Consider the following 24,295-nt stretch of genomic DNA (forward strand, 5'->3'; position numbering starts at 1 on the left):
CGTTTTCAATGCGTCTGTGGTTATACCAGCCCGATCAGTGCAGATCGGAACGTCGGATAACACCCACACCCAGTCCTTCAATGAATAATTCTTGCTCTTTCAAGTCGACCTCGATCGGCGCGAACTCTTCATTTTCGGCGATCAGATAAACCTTTGAGCCTTCCTTTTTGAAACGCTTCACTGTGACCTCATCCCCCACCCTGGCCACAACCACCTGGCCATTATGAACGTCCTGTGTGCTGTGCACGGCCAGCAGGTCGCCATCGAGAATGCCGATGTCCTTCATGCTCATACCCCTGACACGAAGCAGGTAATCGGCGGACGGCGAAAAGAACTCTGGTTTCAGCGCGCAATGATCTTCAACATGCTCCTGAGCCAGAATTGGGCTACCTGCAGCTACTTGACCAATAATCGGCAGCCCGGGATCTTCGGCTACTTCTGGCAGACGGATACCTCGGCTGGCCCCGGGAACCATTTCAATTGCGCCCTTGCGTGCTAGCGCCCGCAGGTGCTCTTCGGCGGCGTTGGCCGAGCGGAAACCCAGTTCCGTTGCAATTTCGGCGCGGGTGGGTGGATAACCGGTTTCATCGACAGATCGTCGAATAATTTCCAGTACCTGGGTCTGTCTTGCTGTCAGCTTCATTGTTTCGCTGCTCCACTTGCTGCATGCAGGGCTTATACATGCTGGGCCTGATATCTGATGGCGTATACAGTGAACCAACCATCCTGTTTTTTATACAGTGATTTGACTATATACAGTGTTTTATCCAGTGTAAAGCCAAGCGGCCTATTTTCTTGCAGACCCTTAACTGCCGGCGCTTCGGTAGTGTGATAAAGTTTAAAAACTCTTACATTCAGCATTAGTGAGCCTTATGAACCAAGCTACCGCCCTGAACATGCCAGATATAATCAATACTGCGGACGGAAACGAGCGCCGGGTGGGCGTAGAGATCGAATTATCCGGCTTGGGTATCAGCAGCTCGTAGACCTGGCGGCAGAGTTACTCGGTGGCGATGCGACACCTGAGTCCCGCTACGTGAGCAAGCTTGAGACGCCCTTGGGGAGTTTTATTATCGAGCTGGATTCAGACCCCATCAAAGATCTGGACCTGGCAGATGAGCGCTTGCCCGTGTCCATGCGTGAACTGGGTGGGCAGGCTATGGAGGTTATCGACGCCGCGGCTGAGCGAATTGTCCCGTTGGAAATTGTCAGCCCCCCCATGTTTTTTTCTGATCTGAGCCACATTGAAACTCTGGTCGAAAAACTCCGGAAAGCTGGTGCGCTGGGCAGCAGAGAGGCTATTTATTTTGCATTCGGTCTACAGCTTAACCCTGAGCTACCAGACCTCAAGCCAACAACGCTTGTCCGCTACTATCAGGCGTTTGCAGTGCTTTACGACTGGCTAAAGGCGCGTCATCAGCTGGATATCAGCAGAAAATTTACGCCTTACATCGAGCCATGGAGCAGTCGTTATACCGACCTGCTGATTGCTGACGACTACTCACCAGACCAGCAACAAATGATGGTGGATTACCTTGAATCCAATCCCACCCGTAACCGTGCTCTGGATTTGTTGCCGCTCTTTGCACACCTGGACAAGCCTCTACTCGACCAATACGTGAAAGACCCTCGTATAAAAAGCCGGCCAACGCTGCATTACCGACTTCCAGACTGCGACATCGACAATCCCGAATGGCATTTTTCCAGTGTCTGGAATGACTGGGTAGTGGTAGAACAGCTCGCAAACCATGCCGAAGATTTGGCAGAACTGCGAGCCCTTTTCCGGGATAGTCGAAAGATCAGCTTGCGCAATCTAACCAAGAACTGGCAAGAAACCTCAGAAAACTGGCTAAAAAGCAAAGGCTATGTCTAAACAGCGCAACCCTGAAGACAGCCTTCCAGGCCTGACCATAGGCATCAGCGGCCCGGCGAGAAAGCGTATCGCCCAGCGCTTGATTGGCCTGGCGCTTCGGCTCAAAGGTGCACATACCTACTACATTCGCCCAGGAGCCCGGGTGGATGTGTCGCTGCTGGATGGCCTGGTGCTTTCCGGAGGCACCCACGTGCACCCAGAGCGTTATGGCCAGCAACCACAGGTGAGCGCCCGCTATGACCGAGCGCGAGACACCACCGACCAGTTACTTCTGGAACAAGCAGAGACAATAGGAATTCCCGTGTTGGGCATTTGCAGGGGCGCGCAGTTCATCAACATATTCCACGGCGGCTCCCTCTGCCAGAACGTCACCCCCCTCAGGGTCAACACCAAACACCGCCCTTTGTTGTTTCCCATGCAAACCGTTCGCCTGGTAGCCACAAGCCGGCTGGGGCAGTTGATGGGGGCACCAGTAATTGGCGCTAACCGGATACACAGCCAGGCAATCAAACATCTGGGCAAAAACCTGAAGGTGACGGCGGTGGATAACGACCTGTTTGTTCAGGCCATCGAAAGTACCCGCGGCCAATGGCTTATGGGGCTTCAATGGCACCCGGAATACCTGCTTTACCTTAGTGGGCATCGACGTATCTTTGGCCAATTTCTTCAGGCCGCGCTCGCATTCAAACTGGCCCGACTGGAACCTGATTCCAGCAGGGCCTGACTTTATACCCATGTTCGGGAGGAACACCGTATGGCTAGAAATAACCTGAAAACTCGTATTCTGTATACGTTGCCCTTACTTTTGCCAAGCTTGGCCATGGCGGGCGAAGTGACCTTGACTGGCGAGGGCACGGTTCGCTATGAGCCGGACAGCGCACGCCTGCAATTTACCGCCAGCGCGGAAGATGAGTTACCTCGTAAAGCCACGGAACAGGTGTCTTCCATGATGGAGCAGTGGCGCCAGGGCATTAGCGAATACCGGCCCCAACTGCAGGAATATACCGACGCTTCCGTCAACTTGTATAGCCGCACCTTACCCTCCGAGGCACGGGAAACGGAGCCACAAAAAATAGCGGTTGCCTCACAGACAGTAAGCTTCAGTATTGCAGACTTAACTCTGCTGAACCCCATTCTGCAACAGGCCCAGGCACTCGGCCTCAATTACAACCTTGGCCCCCGTCAGTTTTTCCATTCCGAGGAAACAAGTATGGAGAGGGAGGCCTTGGCGCTGGCTCTTGCCGATGCGAAATCCCGATGCGAGTTTGTGGCCAAGCAGATAGATCAGAGCTGTGGGGACGTGGTTTCACTGAATATTAACGGCGGCCACCGCCCCATGCCGATGATGATGTCGGCTGAAGCAAGAGGGTCCGATGCCATATCCAGCGTGGGAGAGCGGGAAATCAACGCCTCAGTGAACGCGACGTTCGAACTGGACTGAATTCAGAAATCCCGGGTATAGAAAATATCCAGAGAAGCTGCCAGGCCACTGGCAGCTTCAAGAAAGAAGTACTTTCCCAAATCGTAACGCAGCGCTACGGTGCTAATAGGCTCAAAGATTCCCACCCCATAGCGAATACTAAGTTCATCGGTGAGATAGCCACTGGCCACAACCGATGCCTGATCTCCGCTACCCTCCGCTTCCAGAGTTAACTCGCGAATACCAAACCCTTCCCCGATTTGTCCCGTCACTTTGTTTACCTGGGTCAGCCCTAACGAAATAGCAGCACGGCTCATCTGCCCATCATCACTTTGGCCCCCAGGGGCACGGCCAAGAATCACATATGACAAGGCATCTGCCTGGGGCATACTTGGGCTGGAGAATACTTCGGTCGTGGGCGACTGAACCGGCCCACTCAGGCGAATCCCAGCAACAACCGTATCAACCTGTCTTACGGCTTCGATATCCAGATACGGCTGCACCAAATTGCCAACAAATAGCAGCCGTGCGCGACGCAACTCCAACTCCTGGCCATACGCCTCGTATTGGCCATCAACCAGTTGCAAAGTGCCCCGGGTGTCCATGTCGTTACCAATCCGCAGGGTGCCCTCTAAATCGCCAGTCACCCCGAACGCGATAAAGCTCACCCGGTCTTCGCCGACCACAACAGTAACATCCATATCCAAAGACTGGACCAGAGGCTCTTTCGGCTCAACGCCAATGATAACCTCATCTTCAGAGACCGACACGGCCTGCTCAGGCAGTCCTTCTATTTCAATATCGCCCCGAGGCACTTCAACCCTGCCAGCCACGCTCAGCGAACCTTCGCGGAATGCGATGGTCAGATCTGGCGCCACCTCCAAATGAGCGTAGGGCTCTATGCTAAAGGGTAATCTATCGCCGGTAATGCGAATCTCTCCACCAGGCACTCCTTGCCAGTCGACCTCGCCCTGGATCGTTGCCTCACTACGGTCGCTGCTGCTGATCCTGCCGCGAATATCCGCGGAGTATCCCTTGAGGTCTACGCTGACAACTACTTCTTCCAAGGGCAGAGGTAAACGCGGATCTACCACCCGCCCGTTGATCAACGCTATTTGGCCTTCCACTGCGGGCCGCATCAAAGGGCCGGATATAGTCCCCTCTCCGTTCACCTCACCGGCGACCTCTTCAAGCCCCGTAAACAGGCCCGCCAGAGCAATATCAAGACCTTCCAGTTTGAACTGACCTTTAACCGACCTGTCTTCGTCCATCGGGTCCAGGCTCATATCCACGGACAACGTGCCAAGCTCGGGGCCAGAGAGCTTCACGGCGAGATCTGCTTGCTCAGGCTTGAGCTCCAGCTCTGTGGTCAGTGTTTCGTAACTCAAGGTTTCCCATTCGCCATCCAGCAGCAACTCGAAACGACCTTCGCCGGCATCCAGTGCTATCCGGCCGTCGGGGCCCGTATCGGTGGAGGTGAAGTTGATTTCGCCATTAATGCTGGATTGCCAACGCAAGGTCTCTGGAAGTATCGGTGCCAGAGCCGAAGCAGGAAAACTGTCAATGCGGTAGGCAATGCTGGGCACTGGCAGCAGAGTTTGGTCGTCGGCACAAATAGAGCTTTGCTGCCAACGCCAGCAATGGCCTGCAACGTTGAGTTCACCGTTTTTCCCGTAGGCGAGTGCGGTGGGCGACGCCAGCACCCAGCTTTGTTCTTGCCCGGGCACATCAACAACACCTCGCACAAGCTCGCCCTGCCAGCTTGTCCAGGCATCACCTGCCGCGCCTTGAAAATCGAATTGCAGCCTTGCGTCTTCGTGCTGTGCGTCAATCGCAACCTTGTGGTCGCCTTGAGAACCCTGCGCCTTGACGATTAACGACTCAATCGTCTGTCCCGCGGCTGTAATACCCTTGCTCTGTAGTTCACTGGTAAGACGCAAACCAGATTCCAGCTGCGCATCCAGGCTCAGGCTTTCAACGACCAAAAGATCCTGCCAGCGCAACTCTGTCGCACTGGCAGTCAGCTCCCCAAGAGGCTCGTCGGGGGTGCCGGCAAGCGTGAGCTGCAGATCAGCCTGCCCTGCAAGGCCCGGCATGATTTTCTCCGGCGCCGGCAGTTTGAGATCAAGGTTGGCTCTTAGCTGCTGCCCCCATTGGCCGCTGCCCTCAACCCGGTTATCACCAATAACCAGCTTCAGCTCTGGCACAACCCAGTCGCCGGTGGCGGTATCCAGTCGGCCGGCGGCGACCGTAGGGCTGGAGCGCCACTGGCCCTCCAGATCCCAGGTGGCTCCATAGCCGGAACCGGCCCTTCAGTAAGCTGTCCTTCTGTGGTGACCTCGCCACTAAGGCTTGCTTCCAAAACCGGTACCCAGTATCCCGGGTTAAAGTCCTTTAATTCTAACGCTGCCTGCCAACTCAAGGGGCCGGAGAAATTCACAGAGCCATTGCCCGAGAGAGAACCCGCACCGGTGACTGCAGAGAGCTCAGTTAGCCGCACTTGGCTGGCATCGCCATCAATGGCTGTAGCCAGTTCTGCCTTGCCTTGGGCGCCGTCAACTTCAGCGGTCAGATTGGCCTGATATCGCCCGTTGCGCCACGAAGCATCGCCATCCAGTTTGCGTAGCTCAACCGGCGGCTCTTCCATGCCTTCAAGCAACGAATACCAAGGAAATTGCCGTAGCCGTATGTGTGCTTCCGCACTGAGGCCGTCCTGCCATTGGGTTTTGCCGGTCACTACAAGGTTTCTGGGTGAAGTATCTCCCTGACCCTTCTTTCCTTCACTTCCTGCAGAAAGCTCCAGCCTTATGTCCCTGGCTTCGGCAGTTGTTACCAAGCCCGCCAACGCTAACTCAACCGGCCCTTCAGTGCCCGGCAAAGTGGCCTGGCCTGTTGTTTTAAACCCGTTCTGCAGGTTACCTGCAGCTTCAATAAACCAGTTTTTCAGCACCAAGGTTTCCGGTAAGGCTTCGGCCGCCCGGAACGTTTCTGAGGTTATTTTTAAGCGCGCGGGCAGGTTTGATGCCAAAGGTTCTACTTTGCCTTCCAGTGCAGCATTGAGATAGCCCCGACTCTGCCCTGAGAGAGCAAGATCCCGCACACTGCCGGAAAGCGCCAGATCTATCGCCCAGGTCTCGCCATAGGGCGGCGGCAGAGTAGCGTTTACCTCAAGGTTAACCGGCCAGTCCCGCCGCGTTTCCACACGGCCAGAGGCGACCACGGTATAGTCATCAAGCTGGTAGTAAACCCGTTCCAGTTTCCAGTCGGCACCTGAGCCGCCTGCATCAAGCTCAAACTTGTCCCACACCTTGCTGCCATTGAGCGTAAATGTGCCAAGCCTTACATCGCTGACTCTTAACCCCAGCGGTAGCTCAAACCCCGGCAGACTGATATCCCCAGACGAACTTTGCTCTTCTTCAGAAGGCTGCACGCTAACGTCGAGCTGCTTCACGTGCAGGGTTTCGAGGCAAAGCTGCAGATCAAAAAGGCAGGAGGGCGACCAATCCACAAGCGGAGCATCCACCGCCACGTTCACTCCGTAACCTTGCCACTCAAGGCTATCGGCCTGCCAGGTTCCAAACAGCGAGCCGCGATCGTTAACCGCCTCAAGCCCAGGTATCTGGTCCATCACCCAAGCCGTGCCGGCTTCAGAGCGCAGCGCCAGTAGAATCGCTGAAACCACAACCACCGGAAGAAGGACCAGGAGCCCGAGAAGCAGCAGCACCCAGAAGCGGAATCGGTGTGTCCGTTTACGCTGAGATTGCTTTGCCTTATCGGTATTGTCGTTGTCTTTGCGTACGTCTGTCACAACTCTGGCCCCATCGAGAAGTGCACCCGCCACTCGCCACCAAATTCAGGGTTCAAGCCCTTGGCAACGTCCAGGCGCAGTGGCCCCAGCGGCTGATCCAACGAATTCCCACACCTGCCCCAGTTGCCAGAGGATCTAGCAAATCATTCACCGCGTTCCCATGATCGACAAACAGGGCTGTACGCCACTTTTCAGCAAACTGATACTGGTATTCTGCGCTACCCACCAATGTGTAACGGCCACCCACAGGAACGCCGTTTTCGTTTTCCGGTGACAGCGTCTGGTAACCATAGCCGCGCACACTCTGGTCACCACCCGCGAAGAAGCGCAACGAGGGCGGCACATCTTCAAACCGGTTAGTTCCCACGCCCCCAAGCTGGACCCGTGACAAAAAGCGATGCTTACCGCCGAGCGTAAACAAACCCTTGGCAATCGCGTTCACATGCAATATATCCACGCTGGACAGAGCGGCCCTGTGGGAGCCGGTTACATTAATCTGCAAGCGGTACCCTTGGGACGGATCCAATGGCGAATCGGCGTGCAACTTGGAATAGCCAATCCCCGGGAGCAGCAACGAACTCGTTCCTTTCTCATCGTCACCAATATTGAAACGTTCCCCCTCCCAACGCACAGACAGCACTTGCAACCACTCATTATCCAGCTGGTGTTGCCACTGCTGCCCAAACGTCAGGAGCTCAGACTCAACGTTCTCAATATCTTCACGTTGATAGCCCGCCGTAAGCCGGATCAGATCTGTCATGGGTGGATCCAGCGGCAGTTCATACCAGGTACTCAGGTTCTGCCTGGGCCCGGAGAGCTCTGTTTCTGCACCGCGCGTGTGCCCCATGGGGTTAATCCAGTGCTCCCGCCAGGTGCCCCGGAAACGCGGCCCGACATCCGTAGAAAAACCGAGACCAGTGGCGATGGAGCGGCGGTCTCGCCGGGTCAGGCCAATGCGTACGGGAATAACGCCACCTTCAGCGCTGGATGGGACGGCGTCAATATCCACGCCTGAGAAATAACCGCTGCCAAGAAGATCGCTGTTAAGCCTGGCGATTTCATCTGCGTGGTAGGGAGTGCCCGGCTCAAAGGTCACAAACTCCTGAAGAAGGCGAGTTTCGAACCAGTGCCCCTCTTCAAACGTGACAGCCCCCAACCGGTACCGATCGCCACTCTCAAACACCAGGGTAATGTTTGCCTCCAGAGCTTCGGGATCAACCTCAAGGGTTCGGGTAACAAGCCGCCCATCAAAGTAGCCCCTGCGCCGGGCCCGGGTCTGCAGCGTATTTCGAAGACTGGAATAGTCGCCATGGTTCAGGACATCGCCTTCAGCGGGATGAACTGGCAGGTCATCGGTAAAACGTGAGTCGGAAGCAGCGGCCCCTAGAATTTCAACGGTTCGGGACTTGATTCGCACTGGGTCGCCGGGGGTAATAATCAGAATCAGCCGGGCAGTGTTTTCTGCGTCACCCTCCTCCACCTGCCAGTCCACAATTGGGCTGTAATAACCCAGTGCACGCAGCGCTTTACTTGCTTGGCTGACTGCTGTTGTCGCATAGCGACGAAGGTTACTGGCATTTCGTCCTTCCACTTCGCCAATGAACGCTTCAGCGTTTTCCTGGAGCCCGGGGTAGTCGCCCTTTACACTCACCTCAACCTGCTCGGCAAGGCCCGAGGAAGACCATAGAAAAAGCAGCAGGCCGAGCAGCCGGATTCGATCCGATTTCAAAATATGATCAAGTGATAGCATCCGACTGTTTCAGTGTTGGTCGTGATAAAAGAAGTTATAGCTCAAGCGTGAGAGTTTAACATCAGGCGGTCAAGTTAATCTGCGCCCAGACCAGTCGTCGGCCCGGCCCAAATGCGCTAACCTGTAGAAACACCTGAGAATGCAGCTAAATCACAGAGGACGGACACCCGCGAATGCTGAAAATCAACCGCGAGAACTTGAAGTCCAGCCACCAGCTCACATGGCTTATTATCGATTTCCTGATGCTGGGCCTGCTCATTATCAACCTCGCGTTCATTATCTGGGACTCCATTTACAATTTCATCGCGATCCAGAATGTACTGAAAGAATACCTGCCAGCAATCCAGGCCCTATACCACCCAATCCATGAAAACTTCATCTTCTACGATGTGATGTTTGTTGGCGTCTTCCTGGCCGAGTTTTTTTTGCGCTGGGGCTATTCGGTCAAGGCCAAAGTGTATGATCGCTGGTACTTTTACCCCTTTATCCACTGGTATGACCTGGTGGGCTGCATACCTGTAGGAAGTTTGCGATTCCTGCGGGTCCTGCGGGTTATTTCAATTGTGTACCGCCTGCACCAGTACAAGATAATCGATGTATCCAGTACTGGTATTTACCGGTTCGTAAACTTCTACTACGAAGCCTTCATGGAAGAGCTTTCTGATCGCATCGTGGCCAAGGTATTGAGCGGCGTTCAGCACGAGATAAAGCTCGGCTCGCCGTTGTTCGAGAAGATCCAGAATGACATTCTCTACCCACGGCGCGAGATGCTTTCCGGGTGGATTTCACACCGGGTTGCGCAAGCAGCACAGGAAGGTTACATACCCAACCGCGGGGCGTTGAGAAGCTACCTTGAAAACAGAGTAGATCGTGCACTTGAACAGAACGTCGAGCTTTCGCGGCTAAAATATCTGCCCGTTGTGGGGTCGACTATCAAGGAAACTCTTGAAGATGCAGTGGGTGATATTGTTGCCAACGTTATCCAGCAGATTTTGGAAGATCTGGCGTCCTCTTCGAACCATGGGTTTATTGAAGATATTGTAAACGCGTTTATACACAAGCCAGGCGAATCAGATAACAGCGAAGTGAGAAACGAAGCCCTGATCGCACTGATCATCGAAATCATTGATGCCATTAAGGGCCAAGTAAGGGTCAAGCGCTGGCGAGAGCAACTTCCATAGCCCCCCTGGCTTGAACACCGCAAACAACAAGAACGATACCTAAGAGACGTAACATGGACCTTTGCACTACCAGTCAGCCCACGAGCTTCTAACACAGCTTGAAGCTGGCACGCTGAGCAGTGAAGCGCTGGTGACGGCTTTACTCGCAAGAATCCGCGAACACAACCCAGCAGTAAACGCCATTGTTACCCTCGATGAAGCCCGCGCACTCGAGCAAGCACGGGAAGCCGACCAGAAGCGTGCTTCCGGCGCAGTAACTGGCCCCTTGCACGGCCTGCCCCTCACCGTGAAAGACACCTGGGAAGTGGCCGGAATCACGTGCACCGCCGGTGCCCGAGCCTTGCGAGACCACAAACCTGAACGTCATGCAGATGTGGTGCAACGGCTGGAAGACGCCGGTGCCATTATTCTCGGCAAAACCAATGTTCCTGTGTACGCCACCGACCTGCAAAGCTATAACAAACTGTTTGGCGTAACCAACAACCCCTATAGTGCCGACCATACCCCGGGAGGATCTTCCGGTGGCGCAGCTGCAGCTTTAGCAGCGGGCATGACGCCGCTGGAGATGGGCAGTGATCTGGCAGGCTCGGTGCGTATTCCTGCACATTTTTGCGGGGTTTTCGGGCATAAACCCTCACGAACCCTGGTGTCTTTTCGCGGGCACATTCCCGGGCCTCCAGGTACACAATCGCAACCAGATTTAGCGGAAGGCGGCCCCCTGGCCCGGAACGCTCGAGATCTGGAGCTATTACTGAAGGTTGTTGCCGGGCCAAAACCGGTTGACAGCCGGTGCTGGCAACTGACTATGGCGCCCTCAAGGCTGGAAACCCTGAAGCAGGCACGGGTGGGGCTGTGGCTGGAGGACCCCCTGTGCCCGGTGGAACAAGAACTGACCGACGGCTACCGCAAGCTGGGCAAGCAACTCGAGGACCAAGGGGCGCTCGTATCTGAAGCCAAGCACCCGCTTTTGGGCCTTAAACACATATTACCTGCCTATTTCAATCTACTGGGCAGCCTGCTGAGCACATCCCTCAAGCCTGCCCAGCGTCGCCAGTTGAAATGGATCGCACGGCTGGAAAAATGGCTTACCTTCTTTGGCCCCATGACGCCATTCATTGGCGAGTATGGCCGCGGCGCCAATCAGCCGGCCTACCAGTGGATGGCCATGAGCGAGATGCGGGAAAAGATGCGGGCAGAGATCGAGACCCTGTTTCAGGATGTGGACGTACTGCTAACCCCGATCACCCCCACAGCTGCGATCCGGCACGACCATTCGCAGCCTGTGTTCAAACGGCGCATCACAGTAGATGGGCAATCCCGCGCCTACATGGATCAGTTCTGCTGGATTGCTTTTGCCACCCTGCTCGGTTTACCGGCCACCTCCGTTCCCATCGGGCGTACCAAGGAAGGGCTTCCGTTTAACGTACAGGTTATCGGCGCACCTGGGATGGATCTGACCACCATTGGCTTTGCCCGATTGCTTGAAGATGCTGGTTTGGCAGGGTTTCAGATTCCAAACGGATTCTGAAACCCTGGCCATATCCATCCTGAAACTCAACTGGTACAGCCACGAACCGGACTAAGCCGTCAGAAGTACCCCTCTGACGCCTTACTCATTTTTTGAAATGTAAGACTGATAAACCACAAGCGAAGCGTTCAGACTGTCTCGATAGGCTGCGCCGTACTGATTACCGCCCGATTCCGCCTCGCGAATAGCAGCGGTGTATTGCCCGAACCCCTGCTGTGCAAACGCTAAAGCAGCGGGCACGCCGTCCCTCCCGGCTACAAAAGCGAGGCGTTCCCACTCTCTGGTTTCTGCGTCTCTCATAATGCTCCTTGAGCGCAGCCCGGTTCATTTCAACGATTGGTGCAACATAGCCGGCGTGCGCTCTTGTTCCACGATACCAACTCTCACCAGAAAATCACCAAATCGCTCCTGGGCTTTTCGTTCCTGCTGGTATGCGCGGAACAGGGGCTGCAGCTCACTCAAAATTGTGTCCGTATCTATATTCTCCCGGTACAGCCTGTTCATGCGCTGGCCGGAGAAATCGGCACCCAAGTAAAGATTGTACTTGCCAGGCGCCTTGCCGGTCAGCGCAATCTCGCCCAAATACGGGCGGGCGCAGCCATTGGGGCAACCGGTAATACGCAAGTTAATCGCATCTGGCTCCAGCCCCTCTTCCGCCATAGTCTGTTCTACGCGGGTCACAAACTCGGGCAAAAAACGCTCAGCTTCTGCCATGGCCAGGCCACAGGTTGGAAACGCAACACAGGCCATGGAGTTCTGGCGCAGCGGTGAACTGCGGTTTCCAGCATCCAGTTTGTATTCCTCTACGATGGCATCCACCGCCGCTTTCTTCTCAGGCAATACGTTTGCGATAACCAGGTTTTGATTGCAGGTAATGCGAAAACTGCCGGCGTGTATTTCCGCGATTTTACGCAGCGCCGTTCTCAGCAACCCGTTTTCGGTATCTGCTACCCGGCCGGTGGGAATGAGCAGCGTAAGGTGCTGGTTGCCATCCTCACCTTCAACCCAGCCAAACCTGTCGCCATTGCGGCTCAAGCTGAAAGAGCGCGGTCGCTCAAAGGCTTGTCCGTGATATTCCGCAAAGCGCTCCTGGAACCAGTCCATGCCATGGTCATCAATGGTGTACTTGAAGCGGGCATGGGCGCGATTGGTGCGATCGCCAAAATCCCGCTGAATGGCACAAATAGCTTCGCAGGCATCTACGATCTGCCCTTTCGGTACATAACCCGCCATGGTGGCCAGGCGTGGATAGGTAGCCGGATCACCGTAGGTCAGCCCCATTCCGCCGCCAACCACCACGTTAAATCCTAGAATCTCGCCCTCTTCGACAATGGCAATCAGGCCAATATCGTTAGCAAACACGTCGCAATCGTTTTCCGGAGGAACCGCCAGAGCAATCTTGAACTTGCGCGGCAGGTACTTGTGCCCATAAAAAGGCTCTTCTTCCTCACCCAGTTTTTCGACGCATTCCTCCCCCAGCCAAATCTCCGCATAGGCCGCCGACCGCCAGCGCAAACGCTCGCTGATCGCCAGGGACAACTCATGAATCTCGCCATGCAACTGTGATTGGTGCGGATTCACGTTGCTGATCACGTTACGGTTCACATCACCACAGGCACCGCGGCTGTCCAGGCCCAGCGCATGTATTTTTTGCATAAACGGCTGCATCTGTTCCTTGAATACGCCATGGAACTGGAATGTCTGGCGGGTGGTCAGGCGCAGGGTGGAATCGGCACACTCATCGGCAATCTTATCTAACCCCAACCACTGGTCTGTGGTCAGCACCCCGCCCGGCAAACGCAGGCGCACCATAAACTGATACAAAGGCTCAAGCTTTTGGCGCCGGCGCTCATCCCGCACTTCCCGGTCATCCTGTTGATAGGAGCCGTGGAACTTGGTCAGTTTGGTGTCGTCCTCTGGCAAGGCGCCAGTGGTGCGGTCCGCCAGCCCTTCCAGAATGGTTCCGCGAAGGTAGTTGCTCTCACGCTTGATTACTTCGGCTTCAGGCAATTTTTCACTCATCAGTACACATCCCGCTGGTAACGTTTATCCCGGTTTAGCTGGCGCAGGTAATCCTCGGCCTGCTCCGGATTCAGCCCACCCTGCTCGCTGGCAATTTCCAGTAACGCCTGGTGCACATCCGGTGCCATTTTGTCGGCATCGCCACATACATACAGGCTGGCGCCCCGTTGCAGCCAAGCCCATACCTCGACGCTGCTCTCCTTCAGGCAGTGCTGCACATAGCGTTTGTCTGCCTGATCCCGGGAGAACGCCACATCCAGCCGAGTCAGCAAACCTTCACGGCGCCATTTAAGCCACTCCGACTGATAAAGGAAATCACTACGGAAGCGCCGGTCACCAAAGAACAGCCAGTTTTCCCCTTCGGCCTCCCGCTCTTCCCGCTCCTGCAAAAAGGCACGGAATGGCGCAACACCGGTGCCCGGGCCAATCATGATCACCGGCTCGTTGTCATTCGGTAGAGCAAACTTCTTGTTCGGATCTATGTAAACCCGCACCTGATCGCCTTCACTCATCCGATCAGACAACCAGGCGGATGCGACCCCCCCTCGATCCCGGCCATGGCTGGCATAACGCACTGCGGCCACGGTTATATGCACTTCGTCGTCCACCGCTGCCTGGCTGGAACTGATTGAGTAAAGCCTTGGGGGCAGTTTACGCAGCAGGTTCACCAGTTCCTGCGGTGCCAGTGTTGCAATCGGCCAGGCCTGAATCAGGTCCAGAAGATCACGCCCTTCAGTCCAGGCTCTGAGCTCCGTGCTGTCTGCCACCAAAGCTTTAAAAGCATCATCATCAACCAACTCCGCCCAATGCTTCATCAGCGGCGGTGTAAGCAGTGTAATTTCACGGTAGAAGGCCAAGGCCTCCCGCAATGAAATATCGCGCTCGTCTACAGAGACAACCTGCTCGCCGTCAAATTCCAGCGCAGCCAGCAATTCGCCAACCAAAGCCGAACTGTTTTCCGGGTACACGCCCACCGCATCCCCGGGCTTATAAACCAGCCCCGAGTCTTCAAGTGACAGCTCGATGTGCCGCACCTCTTTGTCAGAGCCCCGCCCGCTAAGCACTTGATTGGTAAGGATAACCGCCGCATACGGGTTTTTTCGGCTAAAGACCGACGTTGGTGCTTGCTCTGCCGCTACCGAGTTGGCAGCCGCTGGCTGGCTGGCGCCGGCTTCGCTGGCAATCGTCTCCAACACCCGGTTAATCCATTCTTCGGCCAGGTCTTCGTAATCCACATCGCAATCTACCCGTTCAGCCAATGCCGTTGCCCCTAACGAGGCAAGCTTGCTGTCAAAATCCTGACCGGTCTTGCAGAACTGCTCATAACTGGAATCACCCAACGACAACACGCTGTAGCGCAGCCCGTCGAGCTTGGGGGCTTTTTTGCCATACAGGAATTCATGGAAATCCAGCGCATTGTCCGGTGGGTCGCCCTCCCCGTGAGTAGACGCCAACACCGCAAGGTACTGCTCTTTCTTCAACTGTTTGGGCTTGTAGTCCGCCATATCCACCACCTTGGCAGACACGCCTTTATCGGCAGCACGAGCAGCTAGCTGCTGCGCCAGCTCTTCAGCGTTACCGGTTTGTGAGCCGAATAAAACAGTCAGCTCAGGGGCTGAAGAAGCAGGCACATTAGCGGCAATAGCTGTGTGAGTGGTTGCGCTTGCAGAGCCACCTGAGCATTTGCCGGCAAGAAAACCTGCAAGCCAGAAAAGCTGTCCTTCGTCCATACCCGTAAGAAGGTCTGACAAACGCGCTTGCTGATCCCCGGAAAGAGGAGACGAGTTCAGATCTGTCGTCATTTTGGATGATCCGTGTGAACTGTAAATAAATGGCTGGCTTCAAGTACAGCTAAACGAAGCCTGTTCGCACTCTAAAAACCACAAGATGAACGATAAAATGAAATAGACAGGACAAATAAATCGATATACTCGATATATATTCCAGGTAACTGATTTTAATGAATATTAAACATATTCCAAATAACTCTAAATGAAATGACCTTAATCATTTCAGGGAATAACCGGATTATTTTAAGCTAGCAGCACTAATATTCCACACCCAGGGAGCCCTCGAACATGCTTCCGCTGGACATGCTTTCACAAGGAGTACCGTAATGCCCCAAAGCACCTCTACTCACACCCATCAGGTGGTCGTTATCGGCGCTGGCGCCGCAGGCACCAGTGTTGCAGCGTCCCTGCTCCGCCAGCGGCCCGGCCTGGATATAGCCATCGTTGAACCCAGCGATATTCATTATTATCAGCCGGCGTTCACGCTGGTAGGTGGCGGCGCTTATTCCCTGGCAAAAACGGCACGCCCCCAAGCCCACACTCTGCCTGAGGGTGCGCGCTGGATTCGAGCGGCCACGCAGGAGCTTCTGCCGGAACAAAACCGGATTGTGCTGGAAGACGGGCGAGAGATTGGCTACGACACCCTGGTGGTCACGCCGGGCCTGAAACTGAACTGGGATAAAATAGAAGGCTTACGGGAGACTCTGGGCCGTAACGGTGTTTGCAGCAACTACGACCCATCATTAGCGGAATACACGTGGCAGTGCATTAGAAAGTTCCAGGGCGGGAAAGCCTTTTTCACGCAACCCCCCGCGCCCATCAAGTGCGCCGGCGCGCCCCAGAAAATAGCCTATCTGGCGGCAGATTATTTCCGCAAGAAACAGATATCCAGCCAGTGTGAACTCAGGTTTTACGCCGCCGGTGGCGCGCTGTTCAGTGTTCCGGATTTTGTTCCCTACCTGGAGAAAGTTGCTCGTGGGTACAATATTGGCCTGCTTATGAACCACAACCTGGTTGCGGTTAACGGCGACAAAAAAGAAGCCACGTTCCGTTTCACAGACAGTGATGGCGAAATCCAGGAAATAACCGAATCCTTTGACTTATTGCACGTAACGCCACCGCAGTGTGCACCTGATTTTGTGAAGAATAGCCCTCTGGCCAATGCCGATGGCTGGGTAGATGTTGATCAGCACACACTGCAACACGTGCGCTTTCCCAACGTGTTCAGTCTGGGTGACAGCAGCTCCCTGCCTACCTCAAAAACCGCTGCAGCGGTTCGCAAACAATCTCCTGTGGCGGCGGCCAACATTCTGGCTCAACTCGCTAATGGGCAGCTGAAGGCAAGTTACGACGGCTACACCTCCTGCCCCATCGTGACAGGCTATGGCAAAGTGATGCTTGCGGAGTTTGTGTATGGCGGTAAGGTAACGCCCACACTGCCGCTAAGCCCGTTTAAAGAATCTGCATTTTACTGGCAGGTTAAGAAACGCGCCCTGCCTCCCTTCTACTTTGATTACATGCTCAAAGGCCGTGAGGGCGATATCGCCCACAAAGTGCGCTAGAAGCCCGGCGTGGGGATAACAACTCGAAACAGTTGAATGACGATCCAACAGGCACGCTAATCCTGGAATCCTTTTTCTTGCAAATCGGGAATGAATGAACCACTAATGACCACAGGTTTCCGGAACAGCGAGCACTCTACCCATGGATTATCGTACCTACCGCGAAAAACTGCAGAGTAAGTTTCCTGAACCCATACTGGCGTTCGAGCCGGATGAATACGAGGCACGATTGGCATCGGTTCGTCAGGAAATGACTGAAGCCGGGCTTGACCTGCTACTTCTAACCGAGGCCGGTGAGCTGTGTTACCTCACTGGTTATACGACGTTCGAGGTCTCAGTTCAGTGCGTGCTTCTGGTCGCAGCCGATCGAACCGTCTTGTTCGTACCTGCCATCGAAATGGGACCCGCTGTATACCTGAGCCGGGTAGACGAGGTTATTGGCTACCCATGGCAAGCTCCCGAGGCGGTAGCAGGCGACTTAGCTACTCAAATACGCAACACAGCAGGCGTTTCTGCGCCACAGATCGGCTTCAATCCGTGGACTGGCTCGTTTCGGCCGGGACTGCTTTCGGCACTCCAAAGCAAATTGAGCGCAGCCACGTTTATCGATTTTGGTGGATTGATTGATCGTGTTCGCCTGGTTAAATCCCCCGCCGAGCTGGTTTATCTTGCCGAAAGTGCAGCTATCTCCGGTGCGGGACTGGACGCGGCGGCTGCGGTGACACGAGTGGGTGTGATCGACCATGAAATTGCCCGGGCCGGAGCCAGCTCTATGCTAGGCGCTGGCAGCGAATTCATGAGCATGCAACCGATCGTGACGACGGGCGTGCGCAGCGGCATCATTCACACCAATCATGGGGGTCACAAGGTTGCACCTGGTGATGTGGTGTTCACCGAATTCGGCGCGGTTCGCCGTCGCTACACGGCACCAATGATGCGAACTGCTGTAGTGGGCCAGGCCTCAGCCGAAATTCTTGAGTTCCATAGGATCTGCCTTGAAGTCCTCGAAGCGGTAATGTCAGCCGCACGAGCAGGTTCAAGTTTCGCCTCCGCAGCCCGCGCTGGCGAAGCCGCACTTGCGCCGATCATCGATCGTGCCTTTTTCTCCGGTGTATATGGCTATCCGGTTGGCGCAACGTTTCCGCCATCCTGGGTCGCGGGCTCGATGTTCATAACCACCGACAACGAAGAAATTCTGAAAGAAAACATGGTGTTTCATCTGCCGATCTGTTTACGCAAGCCAGGAGAATTTGGTGTCGGCTTCAGTGAAACAGTGCGTATTACAGCAACGGGTGCCGAACGGATAACCACCAATACGCTGGCTCTCAAAGAAATTTCTTTGTAGCAACAGGAAAGCTGAAAGCAGGAAAGGCAGACCAGCAAGCTACTGGACTGCCTTTCCTGCTGCCCTCCCCCAACCGCCTCCCAACGCCTTATAAAGATCAACCGCGGCTACCAGTCGCGACAGTCGCAACTGCACCAGTTGATCCCGGGTTTGGAACAGGGTTCGCTGAGCCTCTAACAGAGTCAGCAGTTGGTCACTGCCCTCTTTGTAGCGCAATTCTGTCAACTCAAGAGTTCGGGCTGCGCGCTCGTTTACGGTTTGCTGTAACTCTTCCCGATATTGGCTGGTCTGCACGCGATCAAGAGCGTCATCGGTTTCCTGCAACGCGGTCAGAATGGTGCTGCGATATGTTTCAACCAACTCCTGCCGTCGGGATTCACTGATCGCCTGCTGAGCATCAAGGCGCCCACCGTCAAACAGGGTCTGAGCCAGCAAGAGGCTCCAACCGGCGGTTTTCACCGGATCAGTCAGGCTAAGCAAATTGGTGTTGTTGACACCGGCATTCAAGTCAAGCGAAAAAGACGGCAGCAAGGCAGTGCGCGCTTGCTCCACACTTGCATCAGCGGCCTGAAGCCGGGCCTCTTCTCGTGCCAGATCCGGACGCCGGGTAAGCAGTTCTGGCGGCAGCCAGCGTCGACCGACGGCAGTGCCATAGTCAACAGAGTATCGTCGGCGGCTTTCACCTCAAATCCCAGTGGCGAAGCTCCCACCAACACCGCCAGCGCTGATCGGGTTTGCCGGTATTGCAGCTGTAGGGGTACCAGGCTGGCCCGCTGATTTAACACCTCCGTTTGCTGGCGTAGCAACTCGGCACGATTGGCCGCACCATTGCGATAGCGCACCTCCACGATCCGTTCAACCCGCTCGGAGATTCGCAAGTTTTCCCGTGCCACCCGCAGCTGTTGTTCCAGCCCAAGTAACTGGAACCAAGTGGTGGCCACACTGCTGGCAAGGGTCAGGCGCACCGTGTCGTAATCAAAAGCGGTCGCCCGGAAAGAGGCTTCGGCCGCATTACGACTGGCCGCAAGATTACCCCACACATCCAACTCGTAACTGGCCGTCAGGGTGGCAGAGGTTGACTCGCTGCGTTCGGAAGGACCACGCCCATCACTAACCCGTGAACTTGTGCTTCCAGTCAGACCCAATGATGGCAACAGGCTGCTGCCTGCGATCCGCGCTTGCTGCTCTGCCTGGAATACGCGCTCTGCCATGGCCGCCAGGTCAGGGCTTTGTTCAAAGGCCCGACGGATAAGCTGATTCAGTTCATCTGAACCAAAACCCTGCCACCAGAGCCTATCCGGCGCCACGCTGTCTTCCCCGATGTCCTTCGGAATATTCCAGGTTTGCGCGCTTTCAAGCGTGGGTCGCTCAATAGGGAGTGTGGCGGCGCAGCCAGTGAGTGTTGCTGCGGCAATCGTTAATAACAGGATCCGCAACCCACCAGTTCGTTTGTTTATAAGCATTTCATTACCCTTTACTCCGCTGCCAATGCCGTAACCGGGTCTAATCCCGCGGCTTTTCGTGCGGGCAGGAAGCCGAACAAAAGGCCAGTACCGAATGCACACCCGAAGGCCAACAATACCGGCAGCAGAGAATAGCTTACCGGGGTGCCAAAATGCGCCACCAAGGCCGCGGCCCCAAGCCCAAGACCTACACCAATCACACCACCCAACGCCGAAACGGCCAGCGCTTCCAGCAAAAATTGCTGCAGGATATGGCGGGCGCGAGCACCCGTCGCCATACGTATACCGATCTCCCGGGTACGCTCTGTCACACTTACAAGCATGATGTTCATAACACCGATACCTCCCACCAACAATGAGATCGCTGCCACAGAACCTAGCAGCCAAGTGAAGGTGTCTTGAGTCTCCGAAACGGTATCAATCAGTGAGGCCATGTTGTAAATCTGAAAATCCTCAACGCCGTGGCGCTGAAGTAATAATTGGTGTACCTGGGCCTGAACCTCATCCATCAGCGAGGTGTCGTCCACGGCGATGGTTACGTTGCGCAAATGCCGCTGACCAAAAATCCGCATACTGCCGGTGGTATAGGGCACCAGGACCACGTCATCCTGGTCCTGCCCCATGGGCGACGCCCCGCGCTCGCTCATCACTCCGACCACCTGAAACAACACGTTACTCATCAGGATATAGCGCCCCACCGGATCCTCTGGCCCGAACAAAGCTTTGGCTGAGGTATTACCCAGAACGGCCACTGGCGCATACTCGCCTTCGTCTGCCTGGTTAAAGAAGCTGCCCTGCCTGACCGACCACTGACGAACAGCCGGAAACTGCCAGGAGGTCGCGTTCACCTCTGCCTGATGGTCGGCATTATCGTAACGCAGGGTCTGGCTGCCCGTAAGTTCAGGCACCGCAGCGATGATGTTCGGTAAGGTATTAATGGCATCAACATCTTCCGGCACCAACGTGGCAATGTTCCACCCGCCCCGCCTTTGCCCCGGAGCACCGGGGCGCACCAGCAGTAGATTACTGCCCATGGCACTGATGCGGTCCACCACCGCCTCACGGGCACCGTCGCCGATTGCCAGCATCGTTATCACGGAAGCCACACCTATGACGATACCCAGCAATGTCAGCGCGGTACGAAACAGGTTGCCCGTCATGGAGCTAATGGCTGTGCGAGCTCCCTGATAAAGCTCCCTGACAATAGAGGGGTTATGCTTTAGAGACTGTCGTTGGAGCGGCGCGTCGGCAATGACATCTGGCGGGCCAGGATCACTCACTATCTGACCGTCGGCGATCTCGATCTTGCGATGCGCATGGTCAGCCACATTGCTGTCGTGGGTAATCAGGATAATGGTATAGCCTTCTTCCGACAGCTCTTTCAGCAGCTTCATGACCTCGCGGCCACTGTGGCTGTCGAGGGCGCCAGTAGGCTCATCTGCAAGGATAATCTCACCGCCATTCATCAGCGCCCGGGCAATGGATACCCGCTGTTGCTGCCCGCCGGAAAGCTGGCCCGGCCGGTGTTCCAGGCGTTCATCCAGGCCCAGCCGTCGCAGCAGGTCGGCCGCCCTCTTCTGGCGTTCACCCGCACGCAGGCTGGCGTAGCTGGCAGGCATTTCAACGTTTGCACTAGCCGACATTCCTGGCAACAAGTTGTAGCTCTGAAATACAAAGCCAAATGATTCACGGCGCAAACGCGCCAAGCCATCGCGATCCAGCTTCGACACATCGTGCCCATCAAACCAGTAATGGCCACTAGATGGCCGGTCGAGGCAGCCAAGAATATTCATCAGGGTGGACTTACCAGATCCGGAAGCCCCCATAATGGCTACAAATTCTCCCCGCTGAATGGTCAGGTTGATACCGCGCAGTACCTGCACAGCCAGTTCACCGTTATGGTAGGTGCGGGTAATATCCCGCAATTCGATCAGCGGTTGCGTCATGACTACAGCCTCATGCCAACCATCCGGCGTGAGCTACCGGATGAACTTTTGGCGCCGCCGTCACCGCGTGAACTGCTCACTACCTGGTCGCCCTCTTCCAGGCCATCCAGGATTTCAACCTGCACCCGGTTCGACACGCCAACCGTCACATTTCTTTGTTCGATCTCACCATCACTGCCCAACACCTGAACCGTGGTGGTCAGTCCACGACGGTTCAGCGCCGTTACGGGTATCAGCAACGCATCCTCGGTTTTGGCATTAACAAAAAAAACCTGAGCCGTCATTTGGGTCATCAACCGACCTTCCGGGTTGGGCACATCAAAGACAGCGTTGTAGAGCACGACGTTATTTTCGACTACCGGGGTGGGCTCCACCCGATCCAGATGGCTTTCCCAACGTCGCTGCTGGTTACCTAGCGTGGTGAAATACACCGGCTGGCCGGGGGTCAGCTTGCTAATATCTGCCTCTGACACCTGAGCCTCAACAGTCATCGCCGACAAGTCGGCAATGCGCATCAGCACCGGTGCCTGCTGGTTGACGTTGAGGGTCTGACCCTGCCGGGCCTCGATGGAAACAATAGTGCCGTTCATAGGCGCATAGATGCGGGCATACTCCAGGTTGGTTTCTTCCGCCCGCAGGGTTGAGTCAGTCTGTTCTATTTGGGCACTGATGGCCTCGACTTGTGCTTTCGCTGACCTAAGAGTTGCTTCGGCGATTTGGGCCGTTTCACGACTGGTGGCTTCTTCCCGTAACAGATTCTGCTGCCGCCGATACTGAATTTCCGCAAGGGTGAGCTGTGCTTCACGCTCCATCAGCTGTGCCTTCTGATTACGAAGCTGTGCGCGGATCGCATCTACCCGGGCGAGGTATAGCGTGGCATCAATTTCTGCCAGTAGATCGCCCTCTTTCACTTGGCTTCCAACCTCGACATGAAGCAGCTTAAGCTGCCCCGACACCTGCGCGCCTACATCCACGTAGTCCCGGGGCTGCAACACACCGGTAGCCGTCACCAGGTCTTCCAGCCCTCCTCGCTCTACTGTCACCGTCAGCACATTCTGCTGTGGCTGTCTGTCCCGCTGAAACCACCAACCCGCAGCAATGACAGCCGCTAGAACCAACAACACAGGCCAGACAAACTTTCTGGGGGAAACCATGCACACCTCGCAGCAAATTCCATTCAACAAGCCCATTTAATGGATAAAAAAGGCTGGAGCTGGATTGTGAGCAATAATGCGTGCGCATAGTATGCTTGGGCTGTGGCTTTACGTAACATTTACGCGGTGATGATTCGTGTGGTGCTAAAGCTCGTCAAGTTTGCAAGGGTTCAGTAGCTCACCCTTGAATTTACACCCGGACCAGCACTAGCGCCCATGCGCCACTCACTTTCCTGGTTTTTTCGGGCATTGTCTTTCTTAGCGGATTTTCGAAGTGTCTGCCATGCAGAGAATATACTTTTTGATGAGCCCGCCAACTGAACCACTGATCCACTCATAATTTTCTCCCCGAATTAAGAACGTGTTCAGAGCAGAATTTAGCACTACAAATTCTTATTGCAAATGATTATCATTAAATAGTTTTGAGATTTATCTCTGCTAATAATGGCAGGAGGATCACTACACCGAGAGCTTTCGGTTTCTGGAAGGTTTCGCACAGCAATAAACGAGGTTAGATGGAGAGTAATCGGCGGTTACAGCTGCATAGAATTCAACAGGTGCTAGATCATGTTCATCATAACTTGGATAAGCCATTAGCGGTGACTGCACTGGCCAAACGCTGCGGCCTGTCGCGCTGGCAGTTCAACCGTATTTTTGCCCATCAAACCGGCCTTTCACTAGGACGCTACGTGCGGGAACTGCGCTTGAGCCAGGCAGCTGAGATGCTGCTTTTTACCAAACAACGCATGATCGATATTGCTTTGGCCTGCGGTTTCAGCTGTGACATCAGTTTCAGCCGTAGCTTCAAACAACACTTTGGTTGCGCGCCGGTAAAATACCGCCAGCGTGGCCTGCCATGTCTTCTGAAAACTCCGATGTCTTGTCACCCGGACCTGCTGCCCCCAGAGTCATTGCGTTCGCGAGTGCCGGGGATCCGGCTGGATTTCCAGCCAACGTTCACCGTGGCTGGTGTGGCCGGCCAAGTGAACGGCCTGTTTTCGGCCTGCCCTGATTTTAATGACAAGCTCCCGCGCCTGTGGCGGGATTTCAGTAGCATCAACAGCGCAGACGCTGACCACCCCAGAATTGGTGTGTTAGACCTTGCAGGAGGGTCCAACGCATCTTTCACCTACCTTGCTGGAACAGAAGTTCAAGAACCACCAGCGACAGATACGCTAAGTAGCATCACAGTGCCAGGCCGAAACTACGTTGTGATCGCGTTTCATGGCCCACTGGTTTCCCTGCCAGATGTTCTCAAATGGTTTTTCCAGGCCTGGCTACCCAACTCCGGCTGCGAAGCACTCCACGCCTACGATCTGGAAATTTACCCACCCGGATTGACCCCTTCTGCACCACAGGTGTCTATGGAATATTGGATACCGGTCAAGCTTTGCCGGCCAATGATTTCGTGGAATGCACCAAACTGTTAAGTATCGCCCCGACAACCAAATAT

Annotated in this window: 17 protein-coding genes and 2 pseudogenes; 8 read left to right on the forward strand and 11 right to left on the reverse strand. The window is 55.2% G+C overall.

Features of this window, described 5'->3' with window-relative positions; genetic code table 11:
• Positions 1-34 precede the first annotated feature (34 nt).
• Positions 35-643, reverse strand: coding sequence for a transcriptional repressor LexA (gene lexA, locus BCA33_RS12890; protein WP_071266443.1), 609 nt, complete (start codon positions 641-643; stop codon positions 35-37).
• Positions 644-872: 229 nt separating this feature from the next.
• Between lexA and BCA33_RS12900 the strand changes: the two are divergent.
• The 3 genes and pseudogenes from BCA33_RS12900 (at position 873) to BCA33_RS12910 (ending at position 3,314) form a co-directional block, all read left to right on the forward strand.
• Positions 873-1,873: pseudogene (locus BCA33_RS12900) on the forward strand (amidoligase family protein).
• The gene (locus BCA33_RS12905) at positions 1,866-2,597 is read left to right on the forward strand and encodes a gamma-glutamyl-gamma-aminobutyrate hydrolase family protein (RefSeq protein ID WP_071266447.1); all 732 of its coding nucleotides are present in this window, start codon (positions 1,866-1,868) and stop codon (positions 2,595-2,597) included. Before BCA33_RS12900 ends, BCA33_RS12905 begins: the two are co-directional and overlap by 8 nt.
• A gap of 30 nt (positions 2,598-2,627) precedes the next feature.
• Positions 2,628-3,314, forward strand: coding sequence for an SIMPL domain-containing protein (locus BCA33_RS12910; protein ID WP_071266449.1), 687 nt, complete (start codon positions 2,628-2,630; stop codon positions 3,312-3,314).
• Between the two features lie 2 nt (positions 3,315-3,316).
• On the opposite strand, the gene BCA33_RS21885 is transcribed toward BCA33_RS12910, so the two are convergent.
• The 3 genes and pseudogenes from BCA33_RS21885 to BCA33_RS12920 all read right to left on the reverse strand — a co-directional run bounded on the left by BCA33_RS21885 (position 3,317) and on the right by BCA33_RS12920 (position 8,851).
• Positions 3,317-5,500 carry a translocation/assembly module TamB domain-containing protein gene (locus BCA33_RS21885; protein ID WP_254774383.1) on the reverse strand — a complete coding sequence of 728 codons (2,184 nt, stop codon included), beginning with the start codon at positions 5,498-5,500 and terminating at the stop codon, positions 3,317-3,319.
• A complete protein-coding gene (locus BCA33_RS21890) occupies positions 5,488-7,101 on the reverse strand; it encodes a hypothetical protein (RefSeq protein ID WP_254774384.1) in 1,614 nt (537 codons plus the stop codon). The genes BCA33_RS21885 and BCA33_RS21890 overlap by 13 nt, the downstream gene beginning before the upstream one ends.
• Positions 7,098-8,851: pseudogene (locus BCA33_RS12920) on the reverse strand (autotransporter assembly complex family protein). The gene BCA33_RS21890 and the pseudogene BCA33_RS12920 overlap by 4 nt, the downstream one beginning before the upstream one ends.
• 173 nt (positions 8,852-9,024) lie before the next feature.
• Here BCA33_RS12920 and BCA33_RS12925 point away from each other — a divergent pair.
• Together BCA33_RS12925 and BCA33_RS12930 are read left to right on the forward strand one after the other, a co-directional pair.
• Positions 9,025-10,032, forward strand: coding sequence for a hypothetical protein (locus BCA33_RS12925; protein WP_071266451.1), 1,008 nt, complete (start codon positions 9,025-9,027; stop codon positions 10,030-10,032).
• Between the two features lie 61 nt (positions 10,033-10,093).
• The gene (locus BCA33_RS12930) at positions 10,094-11,560 is read left to right on the forward strand and encodes an amidase (RefSeq protein ID WP_071266453.1); all 1,467 of its coding nucleotides are present in this window, start codon (positions 10,094-10,096) and stop codon (positions 11,558-11,560) included.
• Between the two features lie 81 nt (positions 11,561-11,641).
• Here the strand turns inward: BCA33_RS12930 and BCA33_RS12935 are convergent, their stop codons facing one another.
• The 3 genes from BCA33_RS12935 to BCA33_RS12945 are packed head-to-tail and all read right to left on the reverse strand — an operon-like array spanning position 11,642 to position 15,384.
• Positions 11,642-11,860 (reverse strand): hypothetical protein, encoded by a 219-nt coding sequence (locus BCA33_RS12935; protein ID WP_071266455.1) that lies wholly within the window; start codon positions 11,858-11,860, stop codon positions 11,642-11,644.
• A gap of 24 nt (positions 11,861-11,884) precedes the next feature.
• Positions 11,885-13,582, reverse strand: a complete 1,698-nt coding sequence (locus tag BCA33_RS12940) for an NADPH-dependent assimilatory sulfite reductase hemoprotein subunit (RefSeq protein ID WP_071266457.1) — start codon at positions 13,580-13,582, stop codon at positions 11,885-11,887.
• Positions 13,582-15,384 (reverse strand): assimilatory sulfite reductase (NADPH) flavoprotein subunit, encoded by a 1,803-nt coding sequence (locus BCA33_RS12945; protein ID WP_071266459.1) that lies wholly within the window; start codon positions 15,382-15,384, stop codon positions 13,582-13,584. The genes BCA33_RS12940 and BCA33_RS12945 overlap by 1 nt, the downstream gene beginning before the upstream one ends.
• A gap of 314 nt (positions 15,385-15,698) precedes the next feature.
• Here BCA33_RS12945 and BCA33_RS12950 point away from each other — a divergent pair, with 314 nt between their 5' ends.
• Positions 15,699-16,934 (forward strand): FAD/NAD(P)-binding oxidoreductase, encoded by a 1,236-nt coding sequence (locus BCA33_RS12950; RefSeq protein WP_071266461.1) that lies wholly within the window; start codon positions 15,699-15,701, stop codon positions 16,932-16,934.
• A 142-nt stretch (positions 16,935-17,076) separates the two neighbouring features.
• A complete protein-coding gene (locus tag BCA33_RS12955) occupies positions 17,077-18,279 on the forward strand; it encodes a Xaa-Pro peptidase family protein (RefSeq protein ID WP_071266465.1) in 1,203 nt (400 codons plus the stop codon).
• Positions 18,280-18,318: 39 nt separating this feature from the next.
• On the opposite strand, the gene BCA33_RS20835 is transcribed toward BCA33_RS12955, so the two are convergent.
• The 4 genes from BCA33_RS20835 to BCA33_RS12970 are packed head-to-tail and all read right to left on the reverse strand — an operon-like array spanning position 18,319 to position 22,842.
• Positions 18,319-18,831 (reverse strand): TolC family protein, encoded by a 513-nt coding sequence (locus BCA33_RS20835; RefSeq protein ID WP_368087249.1) that lies wholly within the window; start codon positions 18,829-18,831, stop codon positions 18,319-18,321.
• Complete coding sequence (locus tag BCA33_RS12960) at positions 18,783-19,742, reverse strand: TolC family protein (RefSeq protein WP_217632665.1); 960 nt, start codon at positions 19,740-19,742, stop codon at positions 18,783-18,785. The genes BCA33_RS20835 and BCA33_RS12960 overlap by 49 nt, the downstream gene beginning before the upstream one ends.
• Positions 19,743-19,753: 11 nt before the next feature.
• Positions 19,754-21,688: a MacB family efflux pump subunit gene (locus tag BCA33_RS12965; RefSeq protein ID WP_071266467.1), complete on the reverse strand. Its 1,935-nt coding sequence runs from the start codon at positions 21,686-21,688 to the stop codon at positions 19,754-19,756.
• 2 nt (positions 21,689-21,690) lie between these two features.
• Positions 21,691-22,842 (reverse strand): efflux RND transporter periplasmic adaptor subunit, encoded by a 1,152-nt coding sequence (locus BCA33_RS12970; RefSeq protein ID WP_071266469.1) that lies wholly within the window; start codon positions 22,840-22,842, stop codon positions 21,691-21,693.
• Positions 22,843-23,441: 599 nt separating this feature from the next.
• Between BCA33_RS12970 and BCA33_RS12975 the strand changes: the two genes are divergently transcribed.
• Positions 23,442-24,272 (forward strand): AraC family transcriptional regulator, encoded by an 831-nt coding sequence (locus BCA33_RS12975; protein ID WP_175469786.1) that lies wholly within the window; start codon positions 23,442-23,444, stop codon positions 24,270-24,272.
• Positions 24,273-24,295: the final 23 nt, after the last annotated feature.

Origin of the sequence: Marinobacter sp. AC-23 (assembly GCF_001858325.1) — a bacterium.
In the GTDB taxonomy this organism is placed as follows: domain Bacteria; phylum Pseudomonadota; class Gammaproteobacteria; order Pseudomonadales; family Oleiphilaceae; genus Marinobacter.